Consider the following 16,953-nt stretch of genomic DNA (forward strand, 5'->3'; position numbering starts at 1 on the left):
CGGTCCCCGCGCAGGACGCCGGGAACCGGGAGGACGACGGGGATCGCTGACCGTCGAACACCGGCGCGCCAAGTGGCGTCAGGCGGGCTGCGGGACGGGCGTTTCCGGTACGGCCGCGACCTTGCGGGTCTCGCGCATGATCAGCAGGCCGTTGACCACCATCAGTGTCGCGGTCAGGCCGTGGACACCGAGCGCGGTGGCCACGGAGCCGTGGTGGGCCAGCACGGTGGCCATGTCGCCGTACGCGGCAAGGGCCTCCACCAGCAACACCCAGCCCAGCGCCCGGCGGTGGCCCGTCACCAGCAGGATGCCCAGGACCAGGGCCAGCACGACGTCGCGGATTCCCTTGATGACCAGGAAGCCGCCGCCGTCGCCGGACGGCCAGCTCGGCAGGCCGAAGCCCGGCGCCGTCGTGCCCGGGCTCAGGATGAACTCCCCCCCGAACCAGAGGATGAAGAGGATGAAGGAGGCGACCAGAACGGTGTTGAACTTCTTCAGCGACATTGTCCTTCTCCTTGCGGGTCTTCGTCGGCTTGGTGAACTTGGTGAACTTGGTGAGCTTGGTGAACTTCGCGGAGCCTGTCGAGTCGTGCGGCGCCTGATCCGGCCGCGGGCGCGTCGCCTGCGCGGCGTCGGCCCGCAGGGTCAGACGAGGGCGGCGGCCAGCAGGGCGAAGGCGGCGATGATGACGGCGACCCGGACGTAGTGGTAGCGCTCCCAGCGGTGCAGCTGCTCCTTCCAGTCGGCCGGCCGGTTCTCGGGGGTCCACGTCTTGTTCCGGTTGTTGATCGGGACGAGCAGCAGGATCGACATGACCACGCTGACGATCAGCAGCCCGGCGGCGGTGACGACCAGGCCGGCGCCGTCGTGGTGCCACCGGGCGACGGCCCAGATCGCGCTGAGGACGAGCGACCCGATGTACCAGAACGGCATCATGGCGCCGAGCATCCGGCCGCCGTGGGCGTGGCCGAGCTGGCCGCTGTCCTCGGGAAGCGCTTCCAGGATCCGGTTCATGATGAAGGCGACGGAGAACTCCACCCCCACCATCAGGCCGACGACGACGGTGGTGACGACCTCGAGTGCGCTGAGCATGATGACCCTCCCGGGATCTAGCGTTGCTAGCCGATGAGGCAACGCTAGTACTGCTGCCGCTCGATTGTCTAGCGGTGCTAGAATCAATGCATGTCGGTACAGGAACGCAAGCAGCGCGAACGGGCGGAGCGCGAGCGCCTCATCGTGGCGACGGCCCGCGAACTCGCCGAGCAGCAGGGCTGGGACGCAGTCACCACCCGCCGGCTCGCCGAACGCATCGAATACAGTCAGCCCGTCCTCTACAGCCACTTCCGGGGCAAGCGCGAGATCATCGGCGCCGTCGCCCTTCAGGGGGCCGCCGAAATGGCCACGGCGGTGCGGGCCGCGACCTCCGCCGCGGACGGCCCGCGCGCCCGGGTCGCCGCGCTGGCCCGCGCCTACCTCGACTTCGCCGCCCGCAACCCGGCGGTCTACGACGCCTTGTTCCAGCTCGACGGCGGCCTGGCGTACGCGCAGGAGGACACCCCCGAGCCCCTGAAGGACGCCTTCGCGGCCCTGCTGGAGACTCTCGCCGAGGTCACCGGCGACGACGTCCACCCGGGGCTGTTCACCGAGGTGTTCTGGGCGGCCCTGCACGGCCTTGCGACCCTGACCCGCGCGGGCCGTCTGCTGCCCGAGGACGCCGAGCCGAGGGTGGAACTGCTGGTGGACCGGCTGGCCACGGTCTGACACACCGTCCTGTCAGGCACGCAGCCGGGACCCACGGGCCCCGCCGCTGCCCGCCTGCGGCAACGCCTCCAGTGCCGGGGTGCTCGGCGGTCCGCTGATGGGCCGCTCGGACCGGGGGGCGCACGGTGTGGGTCGCGGACGCGGCGCGTGCGGTGCTGCTCGGGACACCCGCGGCGGCGGCCGTGCTCGACGTGCCGTGCGTTCCGCCGCTCGCGGCCGTCGCCTTCCTGCTCGGCCTCGGCGGACTCTTCTTCGACACGGCCGCCACGGCCCATCTGCCGGATCCGCTCCGCCGGACCCCGCACTCCTGGAGCGCCCCAACTCCCGCTTGCGCGGCGCCCGGACCGCCCTGTCCGGCTTCGCGGGGCCGGCTGCCGGCGGTGCGCTGCTCGCGCCCGGGCGGGCGGTTCCGCCGCTCACCGACGCGGCGTCGTTCATGCTCTCCGCGCTGTTCGTACCGTCGCTGCCCACCGCGCCCCCGCCCGTACCGGAGGTCCGCGAGTCGCTACTCCGGCAGGCGCGGTCTTGGGCCTCGTACGTCTTCCGGGACCGGGTGCCGCCCGGGGCAGTCCTTGACGCCGTGGACCTCGGCACGGAGCCGGGCGACGGCGGCGTCCAGGTGGCGGGCGTTCCACAGGGGCCACGGCGTCGAGGACCAGGCCGGGAGCGGCGAGCTGGTCCTCCTGGCCCTCCGGGACGCCTGTCGGATCTGGTCGCGGTCGCCGGGGCGGATCGCGCCGGCGAGGCGGTGGCGGGAATTCCACCGGCACGGCCGTCACCGCCAGGGCCACGCCCCTATACCGGGACCCGTCGGGTGAGGAACCCGTCCAGGCGGTCCAGGGCTTGCGGGAGCGAGGTGCGGCCGAGGCCGATGCGGAAGCGGTTGTCGGCCATGTCGAAGATGCTGCCCGGGAGCAGCAGCACGCTCTCCTCCCGGACGAGGTCGCTCACGAACTCGTCGACCGGGGTGGGGAGCAGCAGCTGCGGGAAGGCGACCATTCCGGCGCGCGGTGGTTCCCATGCGAAGACCTCGGGGCGCTGCCGGAAGAACGATTCGACGCGCGAGAGGTTGTCGAGGACGATCTTCTTGCTGTGTGCGACCAGGTGGTCTCGCGCCCGCAGCGCGATGAGGGAGAGGACCTCCGAGGGTGCCGAGGCGCACACCGATGTGTAGTCCTTGAGGGCCCGGGTCGCCTCCATCAGGGTCTTGTTGCGGGTGGCCGTCCAGCCGACGCGGAGGCCGGCCAGGGCGTAGGCCTTCGACATGACGCCCACGCTGACGGCCTGCTCGTCCAGGTCGCACGCCGCCGGGAGCGTCGCGCCGGGCTCGAATTCCAGGTAGCGGTAGACCTCGTCGGAGACGACGGTGACCCCCGCTTCGGCGCCGAGGGCGACCAGGGCCTCGAATTCCTCACGGCTCGGCAGAGCACCGGTCGGGTTGTGGGGGAAGTTGACGAACAGCGCGCGGGTGGTCGGCCGGAACGCACGACGGACGGCGTCGAGGTCGAGCCGCCAGCCGCGGTCCGGGTCCAGCGGAACCGGCGTGATGCCGGCGCCGAGGGCCGGGGCCACGCGGTGCAGGGCCTCGAACGCGGGCCAGATGACGACGGCGTGGTCGCCGGGGCCCAGCAGGGCGTTGGCGATGAGGAACAGCGCCTCGGCCGCCCCGCCGCCACAGACGGTGACGCCGTCGGCTCCGGTCCTGGTGTACTGGTCGGCGATCGCTTCGCGCAGGAGCGGGTGCCCGGCGGTTTCGGTGTAGCCGAGTTCGAGTCCTTCCCACAGGGCGAGGCATTCGGGGTCGGCGAGGTCCAGCAGATCGCGCATGGCGTAGCCGTCGACGTCCGAGGCGCAGGCCACGTGGTCGACGGCGAACTCCCACTGCCCGAAGAAACGCTCGAGTTTGCAGCTCTGGGGGATCACAGCGCGTCGGCCTCCTTCTCCAGGGCTCGGCCGAGGCGTTGCGACCTCGGCCTCCAGCGGGGCGAAGTCTACGTGGAACAGCGGGAGTTGGTGCTCACCAGCCGCGCTGGAGGCTTCTTCGGCCTCGCCCCGCGCGCGATGGCGTTCGGCCTCCGGCAGGTGAACCACTGTCCGACGGCTCATCAGCCGCGTTCGGCGGCGGTGCGGGAGCGGGTGACCGCGCGGATCGCGGGGGACACCCGGATGGCGGTCGGTCACTCGCTCGGTTCGGTGGCCGGCTGCAGCAGGGGGCGGCGGTCAGTCGCCGGGGCGGAGGCTGGCCTCTTCGAGGTCGAGTTCGTGCTGGATCCGGCGCCGGGTGGCGTTGCTGATCTTGTTCCCTTCGTAGAGGCGCTGGAGCTCGGCCGCCTCGATGGCGATGAGTGTCCGGCGGATCTCGCGGTAGGCGTCGGCGGGACGGGCGTCCGGGTCGGTGTAGTGGGCGTCTTCCACCTGGTGGATGCGCGCTTCCAGGTGTCGGCGGGCCTGTTTCAAGGCGGCCTGCGCCGCGGTACCCAGGTCGGCGAGCTCGTCCAGATCGCCAAGCTGGTTGAGCTCGTCCAGAGCGGCGTGGGCGATGTGCCGGCGGGTCTGCGCCTCCTCACGGGCGGTGTGCTCCGGCTCCAGAGCGATGCCGGAGCGGCGGACGACAGGGGCCATGGTGAAACCCTGGAAGACGAGGGTGACCGCGATGGTCCCGGTGGTGAGCGTGAGAATGAGTGCCCGGTGCGGCAGCGGCGCCCCTGTGTGGGTGACGAGGGGGATGGAGAGCGCGGCGGCGAGCGGCATGACGCCCCGGGTGCCCGCCCAGGACAGGACGGCCGGAACGCGCCAGGACAGGCGGTTGTCGCCGATCCGGTGCCGGTGGTGGATCAGGGCGGACAGCGGGAAGATCCACAGCAGGCGGATCGCCAGCAGGGTGAAGGCGATCACCGGCACCCACAGCGGCCAGCCGTGCTCGTCGCGCGCGAGATGGCGGACGGTCGAGGGGAGCTCCAGGCCGATCAGGGCGAACACGACGCTCTCCAGCAGGAAGGTCACGGTGTCGTACACGGCGTGGACCTGGAGGCGGACGGGGGCGTCGCTGAGCTTGTGGCCGGTGCTGCCGAGGACGACCCCGGACACGATGACGGCGGTCACGCCGGAGGTGTGCGACTGCTCGGCGATGACGTAGGAGGCGTAGGGAGTCACCAATGCGATGACGGTCTCCAGCATGGCGTCGTCGGTCCGTCTGCGGATCAGGGCCACCACCGCGGCGACCGCCGCACCCATGAGGGCTCCTCCGCCGGCGAGGACCAGGAACTGCCCTACGGTCCTGGGCACGCTGATGGCGCTGCCGGTGACCGCGGTGACCACGGCGACCTTGTACAGGACCAGCGACGTGGCGTCGTTGAAGAGGCTTTCCGCCTGCACCAGGGCCTGTACGCCCGGGGGGAGGGACAGACGCCTGCCGAGCGCGGTGACGGCGACGGGGTCGGTGCTGGCCAGGACGGAGCCGAGGATGAGCGCGGTCGCGGCGGTGAGCGGAGTGATCGCGTCGGCCACATACGCGACGACGATGGCCGAGGCGATGACCAGGCCGAAGACCAGACCGCTCACGGGTCTCCACACGGTGCGCAGGTCGCGGACGGAGATCTCCCCGGCCGACGCGTAGAGCAGTGGAGGCAGCACCAGCACGTTGATCACTTGAGGCGGCAGGCGGACCTCGGGAACCCAGGGCATCAGCCCCACGAGCAGCCCGGCGATCACGAGGAGTGACGGAGCGGGCAGGCTCCAGAGCCGGGCACCCGTCGCCACGGCCGTGGCCAGGACCACGAGCAGCAGGACGACGGTCAGACCGGTCATGGCGCGCCCCCGGTGGGTTACGGTGAGTTTCCACCCTCTGACCAGGTGCTTTATCAACGTAACCGACATCGGACCGTGCCGCAGCCGACACGGTGCCGTCGCTCGGTCCTCAGGAGGCTCAGTGTTCCTGGGCCGTGGGGCGCACCATGATCTCGTTGACCGCGACATGCGCGGGCTGAGTGATCATGAAGGTGATGGCACGGGCGATGTCCTCCGCCTCCAACCAGGCGTCCTGCGGCATGCCACGGGCGGCAGCGGCCCCGGGACCGGTCGCCATCTCCGTCCTCGTCATGCCCGGCTCGACCAGCCCCACCCGCACGCCCCTTCCCGTCACCTCCTGGCGCAGGGCCTCGCTGAACGCGCCCACCGCGTGCTTGGTCGCCGAATAGACACCGTTGTTCCTCCGCACCACCCGGCCTCCGACCGAGCTGACGTTCACCAGATCGGCGACCCCGCGCGGGCCGTTCGCCGCCGCGCGCAGCAGGTGGGGCAACGCCGCCTGCGACAGGTGCAGGACGGCGTTGAAGTTGAGGTCGACCATCCGCTCCCACTCCGCGGGGTCGCCCTCCCCGATGGTGCCCATGGCCACGTGGCCGGCGTTGTTCACGAGCACGTCCAACCGGGTGAAGCGATCCACGGCGTCCTCGACGGCCCTGCGTGCCTGGGCCGCGTCGCCGAGGTCAGCGGTGAGAACGCCGCACGACCCGCCCCGGTCACGGATCACCGCGGCCAGGTCCTCCAGCCGTCCCGTACGGCGGGCGACCACGGCCACGGCGGCGCCCCTCCCCGCCAGGGACAGGGCGGTGGCCGCACCGATGCCGCTGGACGCACCCGTCACCAGCGCCGCGCATCCCGCCAATGGCGCATCGCCGTCGGCGACGCCGGCGCCTGCCTCCGTGACGCCCTGGTCCGCGGCCTCCGCGTGCCCGGCGCTCGGATCCCTCACGCTCATGATCACCTTTCACAGGTCGTCCCGGCCGAGGCAGGCCGAGGTGGCGCAAACCTCGCGCCGCCGCCCACCGGCGCGGCGCCGCCTGCTCTTCGAAGCTTGCACCACGGGGTCCGGGACCGCCTCCGCGCATTCCGCCGGCGGGTGTGGGTCCCGCTGGACGCGACGCCCGGGTTCGGCTGAATGCGTCCTTCGCCCGGGCACCGCCCACTGCTAGCGTCGGGCGAATCGGGGAGACGGGGGCAGGCCATGGCAGCCGAGGTGATCGATCTGGTCGCGATGGGCGAGGACTTCGTCCGCGATCCCTATCCGGTCTACGCGGCACTGCGGGAGCGCGGCCCCGTCCACAAGGTGCGGATTCCAGAGGGTACGGAGGCCTGGCTCGTGGTCGGGCACGAGGCCGGCCGGGCCGCGCTCGTGGATCCGCGGTTGTCCAAGCTGTGGAAGAACGCCTCGCCTTCCTTTCCGATCCCCAGTCCCTCCGCGGGCCCCCACATGCTCAACTCCGATCCACCGGACCACGAGCGGCTGCGCAAGCTGGTCGTACGCGAGTTCACGCCACGCCGGATCGAGCAGCTCGCGCCGCGCGTGCGGCAGATCACCGACGAGTTGCTCGACGCGATGGTGGCGCTTCCGGAGGGGCGGGCCGATCTCGTCGAGGCACTCTCGTTCCCGCTTCCGATCTCCGTGATCTGCGAGCTGCTCGGTGTGCCGATGCTCGACCGGGACGCGTTCCGCGCCTGGACCGGCACGATCCTCACCGACCCCGACCCGAAGGCGCGGTCGGCGGCGACGGACGAAGTGGCCGCGTACCTCGCCGACTTGCTGGAGCACAAGCGCCGGGCCCCAGGCCAGGACCTGATGAGCGCCCTGATCCGTACCACCGACGAGGACGGGGACCGGCTGTCCCCGGACGAACTGCGGGGTACCGCCTGGCTGTTGCTGGTCGCCGGGCACGAGACCACGGTCAATCTGATCTCCAACGGCGTACTGGCCCTGCTGACCCATCCGGACCAACTCACCGCACTGCGCCAGGACATGACGCTCATGGACAACGCGGTGGAGGAGATGCTGCGCTACGACGGGCCGGTGGAGACGCCGACGTTCAGGTTCACCACCGAGCCGGTCGAGATCGGCACGACGGTCATCCCCGGCGGGGGTGAGCTGGTCCTCGTGGCCCTGGCCGACGCGAACCACGACCCGGCGCGCTTCCCCGACCCCGGCCGCTTCGACATCCGGCGGTCCGCGGGCGGCCACGTCGCCTTCGGCCACGGCATCCACTACTGCCTCGGCGCGCCGCTAGCCCGGCTGGAGGCCCGGATCGCGGTCCACGCCCTGCTGGAGCGCTGCCCCGACCTCGCACTCGACGCCCACCCGGCCGCCCTGACCTGGCGTCACGGCATGCTCATCCGTGGCCCGCGTCAGCTGCCGGTGCGGTGGAAGGGCTGACCTCACCTTCACGGGGAGCGCGGCCGCCGCGAGTGGGAGGTCCCGGCCGCCGGCGGTGTGCGGCCGGCCTCTGACGGGCCCGGGCAGCACCGCGCCACCGCTTCCTGACGACATGCGGCGCGACGCCCCGCCGGCGTCTCCGGGCCACCGCAATCCCTCCGGCGCAAGGTCACGTTTCGGCAACGCCGTGCACACCCCTAGGTCGTACCGACTGGTCGGTACTAGCCTCAGCGCACACCTCCCCCGTCTGGACACCGAGACCCCGGGGTTCGGCCCACCCGGCCGAACAGTGCTCGTGCCCGCCGCGCCGCAAGGCGTGCACTGTCCGCACCCACCGCACCGGGCCCATGGGCCCGCCCCCAGGAGCCGCCGCATGACTGCCAGGCCTGCTTCGACCGACGACACCGAGCTCAGACCGGCCGACACCGACGCGCCGGAAACCCCCCGCCGCGCCGCCCGCCTGTGGCGCCGCGAGCTGAACCACTACCCCGTCACCTCACGCCGGATGGCGTACCTGGCGATCGTGGTGCTGACCACCGTGGTCCTGTACTACGCCCTCTACGTGCAGTACGCGGTCGCCACGTCGATCATCACGCACTTCCACATGACCTACGGCTACTTCGTGTGGGTCTCCGTCATCGGCAACGCGATCGGTGCCTTCGCCTCGCTCGTGGCGGGCCTCGCCGACCGCTGGGGCCGGGCCAACATGGTGGTCTACGGGCTGCTCATCGCCGCCCTGCTCAGCCTCCTCGGCCTGCCCAACGCCCCTGACAAGGCGACCTACCTGGTGCTCTTCGCCGCCCTCAGCTTCATCGAGGGCATCGTGCTGGTGGCCACGCCGGCACTGATCCGGGACTTCTCCCCCCAGTTGGGCCGCGCCACCGCGATGGGCTACTGGACCATGGGCCCGGTCATCGGGAGCCTGGTCGTCACCGTCGTCACCAGCAGCACCCTGTCCTTCGCCGGCTGGCAGGACGAGCTGCGCTACTCCGGCTGGGCCGGGCTCGCCGTCTTCGTGATGGCGCTGTTCGGACTGCGCGAGCTGTCGCCCCGGCTGCGCGACCAGATCATGGTCAGCCTCCGCGACCGTGCGCTCGTCGAAGCGCGGGCCAAGGGCACGGATCCGAGGACGGCGACCGCGGGCCACTGGCGGCAGATGCTGCGGCTGGACGTCGTCGGCTCGGCCACGGCCGTCAGCCTCTTCCTCCTCCTCTACTTCGGCGCCGTAGGAAACTTCGTCGTCTACTTCGCCGCGACCTTCGGCTACAGCGAACAGCGCACCAACGGCCTGGCCAACTGGTACTGGGCAGCCAACGCGGTGGCACTGGTGGCGGCCGGGCTGCTCTCCGACAAGCTGAAGGTGCGTAAGCCGTTCATGATCGTCGGCGCCATCGGCTCGATCGCGGTGACCACCCTCTTCGCCCTGCACGCCACGGACCCGCACACCGGTTACTACACCTTTGCCGCGCTCTTCGTCGCCATCGGTGTGCTCACCGGAGTCGCCTACGCACCCTGGATGGCGAGCTTCACCGAGACCGTGGAGAAGCACAACCCGGCCGCCACGGCCACCGGTCTGGCCGTGTGGGGATGGATCATCCGGGCCGTGGTCGCGATCTCCACGGCGTTCGTCCCGGTCGTGGTGACGTCGGCCACGCCACTGGTCGAGCACGGCGCCCAGGTGAAGGCCGCAACGGTCCAGGCCGCCCCCGCTCTCGCCGTCATCGACGCGCACCCGCGCCTGTTCGCCAAACTGGAGGCGTACCCCCCGAACGCCGTCCCGCCGGCACTGGCGGCGCAGGCGGCGCGTGAGGTCGGTGGCGAAGGCCTGGCGACCGTGCGCAAGGCCCAGCCGCAGTTGGCGCTGCTGCAACGCTACGGATCCCAGGTGAAGAGCGCCGCGGCCCAGGGCCCCGAACAGTGGCGCACCTGGTGGCTGATCTGTGTCGCCGGACAGCTGGTCTTCCTGCCGTTCATCTTCGTCATGTCCGGCCGCTGGAGCCCGCGCAAGGCCCGTGACGAGGCGATGGAGCACCAGCGCGCCGTGGACCGTGAACTGGCGGCGCTCGCGGAAGAGGGCGACTGACCACCGCCGCCACCCTCCAGCCCGGGCTGGGCGGCCCTTGCGCCGCCCACCCGGGCTGCGGCGCCGGCGATCGCTCAGCGGAGACCCGGTCTCCGGCGACTCGGTCGTGACCGCGTGCGGACGACTCCGGTCACCAGGCCCTTCCGGCCGGCCGGGCGGCGTGGGCCGGGATCGACGCCCTCGACGGCGGCTCGCCCGCCTCGCGGTGCGGGCGCTCGTCGGGAGCGCGGCCGGCCGCCTCGGCCGCCGCGCCGAAGAAGTCACCGCCCTTGCGCCTGGAGTCGTCCGTGCCCCACGCGCGGTCCCCGCGTGCCGGCACCTTCTGCAGATGCGGGATGTGCTTGGCGCAGTGGACGTACGCCTCCTCCACCGTGACCTCCACCCACAGCCGGGCACGGCGGCCGGGCACGGGATCGACCGGCAGGTCCGGGCGTTCGCGGCGCATCTCCTCGTCGGCGAGGACCCGGGCCCGGCCGTTGACGTGGAGCCCGATGCGGTCCCGCAGGAAGTCGATCATGAGGATGCCGACGTGCGGGTTCTCCTGGATGTTGCCGAGGCTGGCGAGGACACCGTTGCCTCGGTACTCGGGGTAGGCCAGCGTCCTGTCGTCGAGGACCTGCACGAAGCCGGGAGGGCCGGCCCGGAAGGTGTTGTCGCACTCCCCGTGGCGGTCGGAGGTGGCGAGGAAGAACATCTCCTGCCGCGCCGCGAACTCCCGCATCCGCGGGTTGAGCCGGTCGAGCACCTGCTCGTCGTAGAACTTGTCGGCGCGGTCCGTGGTGCCCATGCGTTCCTGGAGCCGGTGCTCGCCGTCACTGCCGGGGCGGTCGGGGCGGGAGGGGGGCCGGACGCGGCGGGCGTCCGGCACGTGGAGCCGCTGGTGCTGGATCGGAGTGCCGTCGTCGCCACGAACCGGGCCGGCGCCCGTGGCACCGGGCGCGACCGCCCCTTCGCCGTCCTGCCCGGCCCGCGCCGGCCCCGGGTCCGCTCCCGGGCGGGACGCGTCCCTCCCGTCGGGACCCGGCTCCGTCCCGCCACGCCGCCCCGTGGCGGGGTCCGGGGCAGGCTCTCGGCCCAGGTCCTCGTTCCGGTCCCCGCCGGGGTGCCCGTCCAGGTTCAGGTGACCGTCCACGTTCCTCTGTGTCTCCTTCAGACGCTGGTGCCGTGGCCGGGCGTGGCCGCGACCGGTTCTACGGCGGAGCCGTGCCGTGACCGCCAGGGGGGAGACCGGCCCGCGCAGGGGTGCCGGCCCCGCCGTGGATCACGGCCGGGAGTCCGGACGGACGGCGTCACGAGCGTGCCACGAGCCGACCCGTCCCCCGGCCTCGGGCAGCTCACCGCCCGTCCCGTTCGCCAAGCCGTCGAAGACCGCCGAAGTGGGGCTCGTGGGCCCCGGGTTCAGCCGGTGAGCAGCCTGTCGCTCCATGCCACCTCCGCGGGCAGACAGCCGGAAGTCCGAGCCACACGGGCCGAGTTTCCGGCCCGGGCCACACAGCCTCACCGTCCAACAGGCACGACCGCCCGGCCGAGCCGGTCTCAGACCCTACCCGGCGAAGGCGGATGCACAAGGGGCCACTGCCCGGTGCATCCGCAAACCCCCGATTCCTGCGGCACTGTCCGCGGCCGGGAGGATCACGGTTCAGGGCGGTAGGTCACGAATCGCCGCCATCGCCGTACCGGAGACCGGGAAGGACGGCTCCGGTGCTGCCGGGCCCGTCCCCGCGACACGACGGCGAGCCCGGCGCCGTCGGCGTTCGACGGGCCCAGGAGACCGCCGTGTCGAGGCGGTCGGGCGGCGCGGGGCGTTCGAGGCGGATGTCCTCCACCGCACCCGCGAGGCGGACGCACTCGGCCCACGCGCCGGCGTGGTCCTCGTCGGCGCTCCTGCCCGCGCCGGCGAGGAGGGCGAGGGCGGCGGCCGGGCCCTCGCGAACCCGGTTGCCGGGCCAGGAAACGGGCGAGAGCACGCAGGCAGTTGCTGAGCTGCCCGTACCGCGGGGCCCGGGCGTGGGCGGCGAGGGCCCGGCCCGCGGCCTCACCGACCCGGCCGAACTCGCCACACCCGCCGGGGAGTACGGCGGTCCCCGGGGCGATCACGGCACAGCTTGCGGGGTCGCCGCCCCAGCCGGCCGACCGGCGCTCCGGCGGCGACGCTGCCTTCGGCCGGGAGGGAGTCGAGCGGACCGCGCCGGGGAGGCGGCACTAGGAGCTCGGGTCGCTACCCGGGGCCTCTGGCCTCACCAGTCGTGCACGGTCCCGTCGTGCAACGTGTTGACCGGCAAGTAGGCCTGCCGGTACGGGAAGTGGCGGGCGGCTTCGAGGTCGAGTTCCACGCCGAGCCCCGGGGCGTCGCTCGGGTGCAGCAGCCCCTCCTCGAACCGGTAGGAGGTCCGGAACACCTCCAAGGTCCGCTCGGAGTGCCGCATGTACTCCTGGATGCCGAAGTTGTGCACGGCGAGGTCGAGATGGAGTGCGGCTGCCATGCCCACCGGGGAGATGTCGGTGGGGCCGTGCATCCCGGACCTGACGCCGTGGACGGCCGCGAGGTCGAGCAGCTTCTTCATCGCGGTGACACCGCCGGTGTGGGTCACCGCGGAGCGCACGTAGTCGATCAGCCGCTCGCTCAGCAACGTGGTGTAGTCGTGGACGGAGTTGAAGACCTCGCCGATCGCCAGCGGTGTCGTCGTGTGCTGCCGGATCAGGCGCAGCGCCGACTGGTCCTCCGCGGGCGTGGCGTCCTCCAGCCAGAACAGGTCGTACGGTTCAAGGGCCTTGCCCAGTCGGGCGGCCTCGATCGGCGTCATCCGGTGGTGTCCGTCGTGCAGCAGCGGCAGCTCGGGACCGAACTCCGCCCGCACGGCCTCGAAGACGGTGGGCAGGTGCCGTAGGTAGGCGCGCGTGTCCCAGGTCTCGACGGTGGGCCGGAGCCGGTCACCGGCGGTGCGGCGGGCGGGCTCGTAGTCGTAGCGCTCCCCGCCGCCGGCGCTGGAGGCGGCCACGCCGTACACCGAGTCGAAGCCGGGGATCCCGGTCTGCACGCGGAGGGCGCGGAAGCCCTGCTCGCGGTGTGCGCGTATGGAGTCCAGCAGTTCGGGCACGTCGCGGCCGGAGGCGTGTCCGTAGGCGAGCGCGCCGGTGCGGGACGCTCCGCCGAGGAGCTGGTAGAGGGGCATGCCGGCGTACTTGGCCTTGATGTCCCACAGCGCCGTGTCCACGGCCGCGATGGCCGCCATGGTCACGGGGCCGCGCCGCCAGTACGCACCCCGGTAGAGGTACTGCCAGGTGTCCTCGATGCGGGAGGCGTCCCTCCCCAGGAGCAGGGGCACGACATGGCCGTCCAGGTAGGCCTGGACGGCCAGCTCGCGGCCGTTGAGCGTGGCGTCGCCGAGTCCGACGACGCCGTCCTCGGTGGTGATGCGCAGGGTCACGAAGTTCCGTCCCGGGCTGGTGACGATCACCTCGGCGGACACGATCTGCATGGTGGATCCCCCTCTTCGGGTCGGTTCGGCCGGTCTGCTCGGTGCCTACGGCGACGGCCGGCGCAGCGCACCGTGATCGCTCCGTGTGTCAGCGGCTCCAGGTGCGCCGGGCCAGTTCGGTCTGCACCTCGGCGACGATGCGCTCGACCGGCAGGGTGGCGTCGATGGTCGTCCCGGCCTCGTCGTCCTCCAGTGGTTCCAGGTCCTCGAACTGTGACGACACCAGCGAGGCGGGCATGAAGTGCGAGGTCCGGTTCGCCACGCGGGACGTGGCCTCGTCCTGTTCGATCGTCAGGTGCACGAAGAACGCGTCGGGCCGGGCCACCCGAAGCAGTTCGCGGTAGATGCGTCTGAGGGCCGAGCAGGTGATCACCAGCCCTTCCTCCGCGCCCGCCCTGCGCATACGGCCCGCGACGGCGGCCAGCCACGGACTGCGGGTGCGGTCGTCGAGAGCGGTGCGGTTCTCCATGGCCTCCACGTTGCGCCGGGGATGGAAGCGATCACCCTCTTCGAACGGCACCCTGAGCGAGTCCGCCAGGTACCGGCCCACGGTGGTCTTGCCGCATCCGCTGACCCCCATGACGACGACGGGGGCACGACGGGCGTGGCACAAGGCGGCCATGGCGTCCTGGAAGCCGGCCCGATGAGCGGACGGCAGGCCGCTCACGTTGAACTGCTCGAGACCGGCCCGCAGTCGGTCGCGCACGCCGGGATCGTGCAGTCGCCCGCTTCGGATCTCGGCGAGCAGGGCCTCCGCGAACGCCTCGGCGGCCGTGGCGAGCCCCTGGTCGACGGCGTACGCCAGCCCCATGTGCAGCCACATGGCGATCGGCTCCGGCCGGGTCGGGTACCGCTGGACGTCGTCGGCACCGACGACGGCCCGCGCCGGCGTGACCACGGACTCCTGGTGAGCGCCTGCCCAGTCCCGGTCGATCCGGTGGTTCAGCGCCATGACGACCGGATGGGAGAGGCGCAGGAACAGCTCGTTGCGCGAGCCGGCGAGGAGGGTCCGGTGGAAGGCCGCGTCCACGTCCCGGAAGCGCTGCCGGATGGCCGCGCCCTCCCGCGGTTGCGCGAAGTCCGGGTCCCGGCTCAGGGCGAGCAGGGTGCGGGCGTGGCCGGTCAGGTCGTGGCAGATCTCCGCGGACCGGCTCAGCGCGGCCAGCCTGGCCGCCCGCGGCTCGATCACCTCCCGCAACTCGGTGAGTGACCGCATCTGGCTGTCGGGGGCCACCTCCAGACGCCAGGCGATCACGTCGGGGTCCAACAGGTCCCACCGTTCCAGCGGCTGAACGGTCGCCCCGACCCGTGGCTGCAGATTGACCAGGCCCTTCTGGTGGAGTGTCTGCAGGACCTCGCGGGCCATGGGCCGGGTGATGTCGAACTCATGCGTGACGGCGTCCACGGTGAGGTGGTGATCGCGGGGCTTGTCGCCTTCCACGATCTGGCAGCCCAGTTGTTCCACCACCTTGGCGGTGGACCCCCGTGACGCGTCCTCGGGACCTTCGATCGGGTCGGCTTCGGGACCAGTCATGGCGAGGACGCTAAATCACAGCGGCGAGTTGGTCAGCCGTCCGTGCACCGCCCCCGGGAGCACAAAAGGCCTCGGGGGCGCACACCGGAGCGCGCTTCCGCCTGTGAACGCCCCCGCACGCACCCCATGGCGATCGATGGGGCATCAGAAGCCTTTTCTGATCTCGCTCACCTGCGTACGGTGGTCGCTCATTCGAAGCGTTCCGGTGATACCGAGGATCGGCCAGGGCGAGGGGGCACGTGCCGTCGCCGGGCCGGTATCGGCGCGCGGCAGCTGACGCAGGGCTGCCTCGTCCCGCTCCGACGCAGCCGCAGGAGAGCCGTATGCCCGAACAGACCCCGCCGCCCACGCCACCGCCGGAGCGGTTGTCACTGCGCTGGGCGCTCATCCTCCTGGCCTCGGTGGTGGCGGGACTGCTGACGGGACTGCTGACGTACGCGCAGTGCCGCAACTGGCCGGCCACACTCCTGGCAGCGCTCGGAGCGAGCGGCGCGGCCCTCGTGAGCCTTCCGCCGCTGCTCTGAGGCACCGGCGGCGCCCCGCACTCCCCTACACCCGGCGGAGTAGTCGCGATGGCTCCCTCAGCAGGTCGACCGCGGGTGTGCCATGGGCGATGCTGTGGGCCGTGACAGCTGATCTTCACCGAACCGGAGCCCGGGACGGAGACGGAGACGGAGACGCGGGCGCCCGTCCGGCGTCCGCTCCGCCGTCGCTCCCGGCCCGGCAGGCACACCGGCCACTCCGCTCCCGGCTGCGGCGCTGGCTGCGGCGCGCCGCGCTGGTCTGTGCCGTCGCGCTCGTGGTCGTCACAGCGGCCTCGTTCGTCTACAACGGCGTCACGGCCCGGCGCGCCGCGCCGCCGCGGGGGCTCAGATACGTGCAGGCCGCCGACATCCGCACGCGCTACCAGACCTGGGGTACGGCGGGCCCGCCGGTCGTCCTGGTGCACGGCGCCTTCGAGTCTGTGGACACCTGGTCGCGCCTCGCCCCGCTGCTCGCCCGTGACCACCGGGTGTACGCGCTCGACCTGACGGGCGACGGATACAGCGAGCGCCACGGCCCGTACACCGTCGACCATTTCACCCGGCAGCTCCTGGGCTTCCTGGACGCCATGCACCTCGGCGGGCCGGGCGAGCGCCCGCTGCTGGTGGGGCACTCCAGTGGAGCCGCCGTGGTCACGGAGGCGGCGCTGCGGGCCCCTGGCCGGCTGGGGGGCGTGATGCTCCTCGACGGTGACGCCCTGGACACGGGTGCGGGGCCGCCGCCGGCCTTCAGGTACGTGCTCATCGACCCGTACCGCACCACGCTGCTGAGGCTCGGGCTCGGCATCGACGCGGTGATCCGCAGCGTGTACGACGCACAGTGCGGCCCCGCCTGTCCGCGTCTGGACGCCGCCGGTGTCGATCAGTGGCGACGCCCGCTCCGGGTGCCGGGCGCGGAGGGCGCGCTCTGGAGCATGCTGGCCGCGGGTGTGCCGGGTCTGCCCGCGGACCGGGTGGCCCGGCTCGCCGGGGTGCGTCTGCCCAAGTCGGTGGTGTTCGGTGCCCAGGACGACGTCTTCAGCCGGCGGACGCCGCAGGAGACCGCCCGGCGCATCGGCGCACCACCCGCGACGCTCGTCCCGGGCGCCCGGCACCTGACGATGATCTCCAGTCCCGAGGCGGTCGCGACGGCCGTGGACAGGCTCACGGCGGCATCGGCCGCGGCGTCTCGCTGACTCCTCCGCCGCTGCACCGCCGCTGCCTCGGTGCCGCGCCGGTTCCGCCCCCGGGCAGCCCCGGGCAGGCGCCTCGGCGAGGCTCTCGCCACGCGTGGAATCCGCCACAATTCTCTCCCTTAAGAGGGATGAATGCGTAAAAGTGGCTCTTTGGCGCCGGTGGTACTCCGCCGG

The 16,953-nt window shown here is 72.2% G+C and carries 13 protein-coding genes and 2 pseudogenes; 6 read left to right on the forward strand and 9 right to left on the reverse strand.

Annotated features, from left to right (window positions below):
• Positions 1–78: 78 nt before the first annotated feature.
• Entirely contained in the window at positions 79–504 is a 426-nt protein-coding gene (locus AB0D93_RS27600; RefSeq protein ID WP_362124491.1) for a DUF4267 domain-containing protein, read from the reverse strand.
• A gap of 141 nt (positions 505–645) precedes the next feature.
• Positions 646–1,092 (reverse strand): DUF1772 domain-containing protein, encoded by a 447-nt coding sequence (locus AB0D93_RS27605; protein ID WP_362124494.1) that lies wholly within the window; start codon positions 1,090–1,092, stop codon positions 646–648.
• 90 nt (positions 1,093–1,182) lie between these two features.
• On the opposite strand from AB0D93_RS27605, the gene AB0D93_RS27610 reads away from it, so the two are divergent.
• Positions 1,183–1,761, forward strand: coding sequence for a TetR/AcrR family transcriptional regulator (locus AB0D93_RS27610; protein WP_362124497.1), 579 nt, complete (start codon positions 1,183–1,185; stop codon positions 1,759–1,761).
• A gap of 76 nt (positions 1,762–1,837) precedes the next feature.
• Positions 1,838–2,317, forward strand: a pseudogene (locus AB0D93_RS27615) (MFS transporter); the annotation flags it as partial.
• Positions 2,318–2,556: 239 nt separating this feature from the next.
• On the opposite strand, the gene AB0D93_RS27620 reads toward AB0D93_RS27615, so the two are convergent.
• The 3 genes from AB0D93_RS27620 to AB0D93_RS27630 all read right to left on the reverse strand — a co-directional run bounded on the left by AB0D93_RS27620 (position 2,557) and on the right by AB0D93_RS27630 (position 6,520).
• Positions 2,557–3,684 (reverse strand): pyridoxal phosphate-dependent aminotransferase, encoded by a 1,128-nt coding sequence (locus tag AB0D93_RS27620; protein WP_362124500.1) that lies wholly within the window; start codon positions 3,682–3,684, stop codon positions 2,557–2,559.
• Between the two features lie 297 nt (positions 3,685–3,981).
• The gene (locus AB0D93_RS27625) at positions 3,982–5,568 is read right to left on the reverse strand and encodes a Na+/H+ antiporter (RefSeq protein ID WP_362124503.1); all 1,587 of its coding nucleotides are present in this window, start codon (positions 5,566–5,568) and stop codon (positions 3,982–3,984) included.
• Between the two features lie 118 nt (positions 5,569–5,686).
• Complete coding sequence (locus AB0D93_RS27630; RefSeq protein WP_362124506.1) at positions 5,687–6,520, reverse strand: SDR family NAD(P)-dependent oxidoreductase; 834 nt, start codon at positions 6,518–6,520, stop codon at positions 5,687–5,689.
• Between the two features lie 246 nt (positions 6,521–6,766).
• Here AB0D93_RS27630 and AB0D93_RS27635 point away from each other — a divergent pair, with 246 nt between their 5' ends.
• Both AB0D93_RS27635 and AB0D93_RS27640 read left to right on the forward strand, forming a co-directional pair.
• On the forward strand, positions 6,767–7,966 hold the full coding sequence (locus AB0D93_RS27635; RefSeq protein WP_362124509.1) for a cytochrome P450: 1,200 nt from the start codon (positions 6,767–6,769) through the stop codon (positions 7,964–7,966).
• 373 nt (positions 7,967–8,339) lie between these two features.
• Positions 8,340–10,049 (forward strand): MFS transporter, encoded by a 1,710-nt coding sequence (locus tag AB0D93_RS27640; protein ID WP_362124512.1) that lies wholly within the window; start codon positions 8,340–8,342, stop codon positions 10,047–10,049.
• A 130-nt stretch (positions 10,050–10,179) separates the two neighbouring features.
• Here AB0D93_RS27640 and AB0D93_RS27645 read toward each other — a convergent pair whose 3' ends face one another.
• The 4 genes and pseudogenes from AB0D93_RS27645 to AB0D93_RS27660 all read right to left on the reverse strand — a co-directional run bounded on the left by AB0D93_RS27645 (position 10,180) and on the right by AB0D93_RS27660 (position 15,062).
• A complete protein-coding gene (locus AB0D93_RS27645; protein ID WP_362124515.1) occupies positions 10,180–11,181 on the reverse strand; it encodes a pyridoxamine 5'-phosphate oxidase family protein in 1,002 nt (333 codons plus the stop codon).
• Positions 11,182–11,701: 520 nt separating this feature from the next.
• A pseudogene (locus AB0D93_RS27650) lies at positions 11,702–12,182 on the reverse strand (hypothetical protein); the annotation flags it as partial.
• Positions 12,183–12,286: 104 nt separating this feature from the next.
• Positions 12,287–13,528, reverse strand: a complete 1,242-nt coding sequence (gene manD, locus AB0D93_RS27655; protein ID WP_362124518.1) for a D-mannonate dehydratase ManD — start codon at positions 13,526–13,528, stop codon at positions 12,287–12,289.
• An 88-nt stretch (positions 13,529–13,616) separates the two neighbouring features.
• Positions 13,617–15,062 (reverse strand): gluconokinase, GntK/IdnK-type, encoded by a 1,446-nt coding sequence (locus AB0D93_RS27660; protein ID WP_362124521.1) that lies wholly within the window; start codon positions 15,060–15,062, stop codon positions 13,617–13,619.
• Between the two features lie 323 nt (positions 15,063–15,385).
• Here AB0D93_RS27660 and AB0D93_RS27665 point away from each other — a divergent pair, with 323 nt between their 5' ends.
• Both AB0D93_RS27665 and AB0D93_RS27670 read left to right on the forward strand, forming a co-directional pair.
• Positions 15,386–15,586 carry a hypothetical protein gene (locus AB0D93_RS27665; protein WP_362124524.1) on the forward strand — a complete coding sequence of 67 codons (201 nt, stop codon included), beginning with the start codon at positions 15,386–15,388 and terminating at the stop codon, positions 15,584–15,586.
• A gap of 101 nt (positions 15,587–15,687) precedes the next feature.
• Entirely contained in the window at positions 15,688–16,779 is a 1,092-nt protein-coding gene (locus AB0D93_RS27670) for an alpha/beta hydrolase (RefSeq protein ID WP_362124527.1), read from the forward strand.
• Positions 16,780–16,953: the final 174 nt, after the last annotated feature.

Origin of the sequence: Streptomyces sp. NPDC048191 (assembly GCF_040652655.1) — a bacterium.
Taxonomy (GTDB): domain Bacteria; phylum Actinomycetota; class Actinomycetes; order Streptomycetales; family Streptomycetaceae; genus Streptomyces.

What these genes read in the sequence shown, in the direction of transcription:
- AB0D93_RS27630 (WP_362124506.1), bottom strand. Translation starts at nt 6,520, where the DNA reads ATGAGCGTGAGGGATCCGAGCGCCGGGCACGCGGAGGCCGCGGACCAG.
- AB0D93_RS27660 (WP_362124521.1), bottom strand. Translation starts at nt 15,062, where the DNA reads ATGACTGGTCCCGAAGCCGACCCGATCGAAGGTCCCGAGGACGCGTCA.
- AB0D93_RS27600 (WP_362124491.1), bottom strand. Translation starts at nt 504, where the DNA reads ATGTCGCTGAAGAAGTTCAACACCGTTCTGGTCGCCTCCTTCATCCTC.
- manD (WP_362124518.1), bottom strand. Translation starts at nt 13,528, where the DNA reads ATGCAGATCGTGTCCGCCGAGGTGATCGTCACCAGCCCGGGACGGAAC.
- AB0D93_RS27610 (WP_362124497.1), top strand. Translation starts at nt 1,183, where the DNA reads ATGTCGGTACAGGAACGCAAGCAGCGCGAACGGGCGGAGCGCGAGCGC.
- AB0D93_RS27605 (WP_362124494.1), bottom strand. Translation starts at nt 1,092, where the DNA reads ATGCTCAGCGCACTCGAGGTCGTCACCACCGTCGTCGTCGGCCTGATG.
- AB0D93_RS27635 (WP_362124509.1), top strand. Translation starts at nt 6,767, where the DNA reads ATGGCAGCCGAGGTGATCGATCTGGTCGCGATGGGCGAGGACTTCGTC.
- AB0D93_RS27665 (WP_362124524.1), top strand. Translation starts at nt 15,386, where the DNA reads ATGCCCGAACAGACCCCGCCGCCCACGCCACCGCCGGAGCGGTTGTCA.
- AB0D93_RS27625 (WP_362124503.1), bottom strand. Translation starts at nt 5,568, where the DNA reads ATGACCGGTCTGACCGTCGTCCTGCTGCTCGTGGTCCTGGCCACGGCC.
- AB0D93_RS27640 (WP_362124512.1), top strand. Translation starts at nt 8,340, where the DNA reads ATGACTGCCAGGCCTGCTTCGACCGACGACACCGAGCTCAGACCGGCC.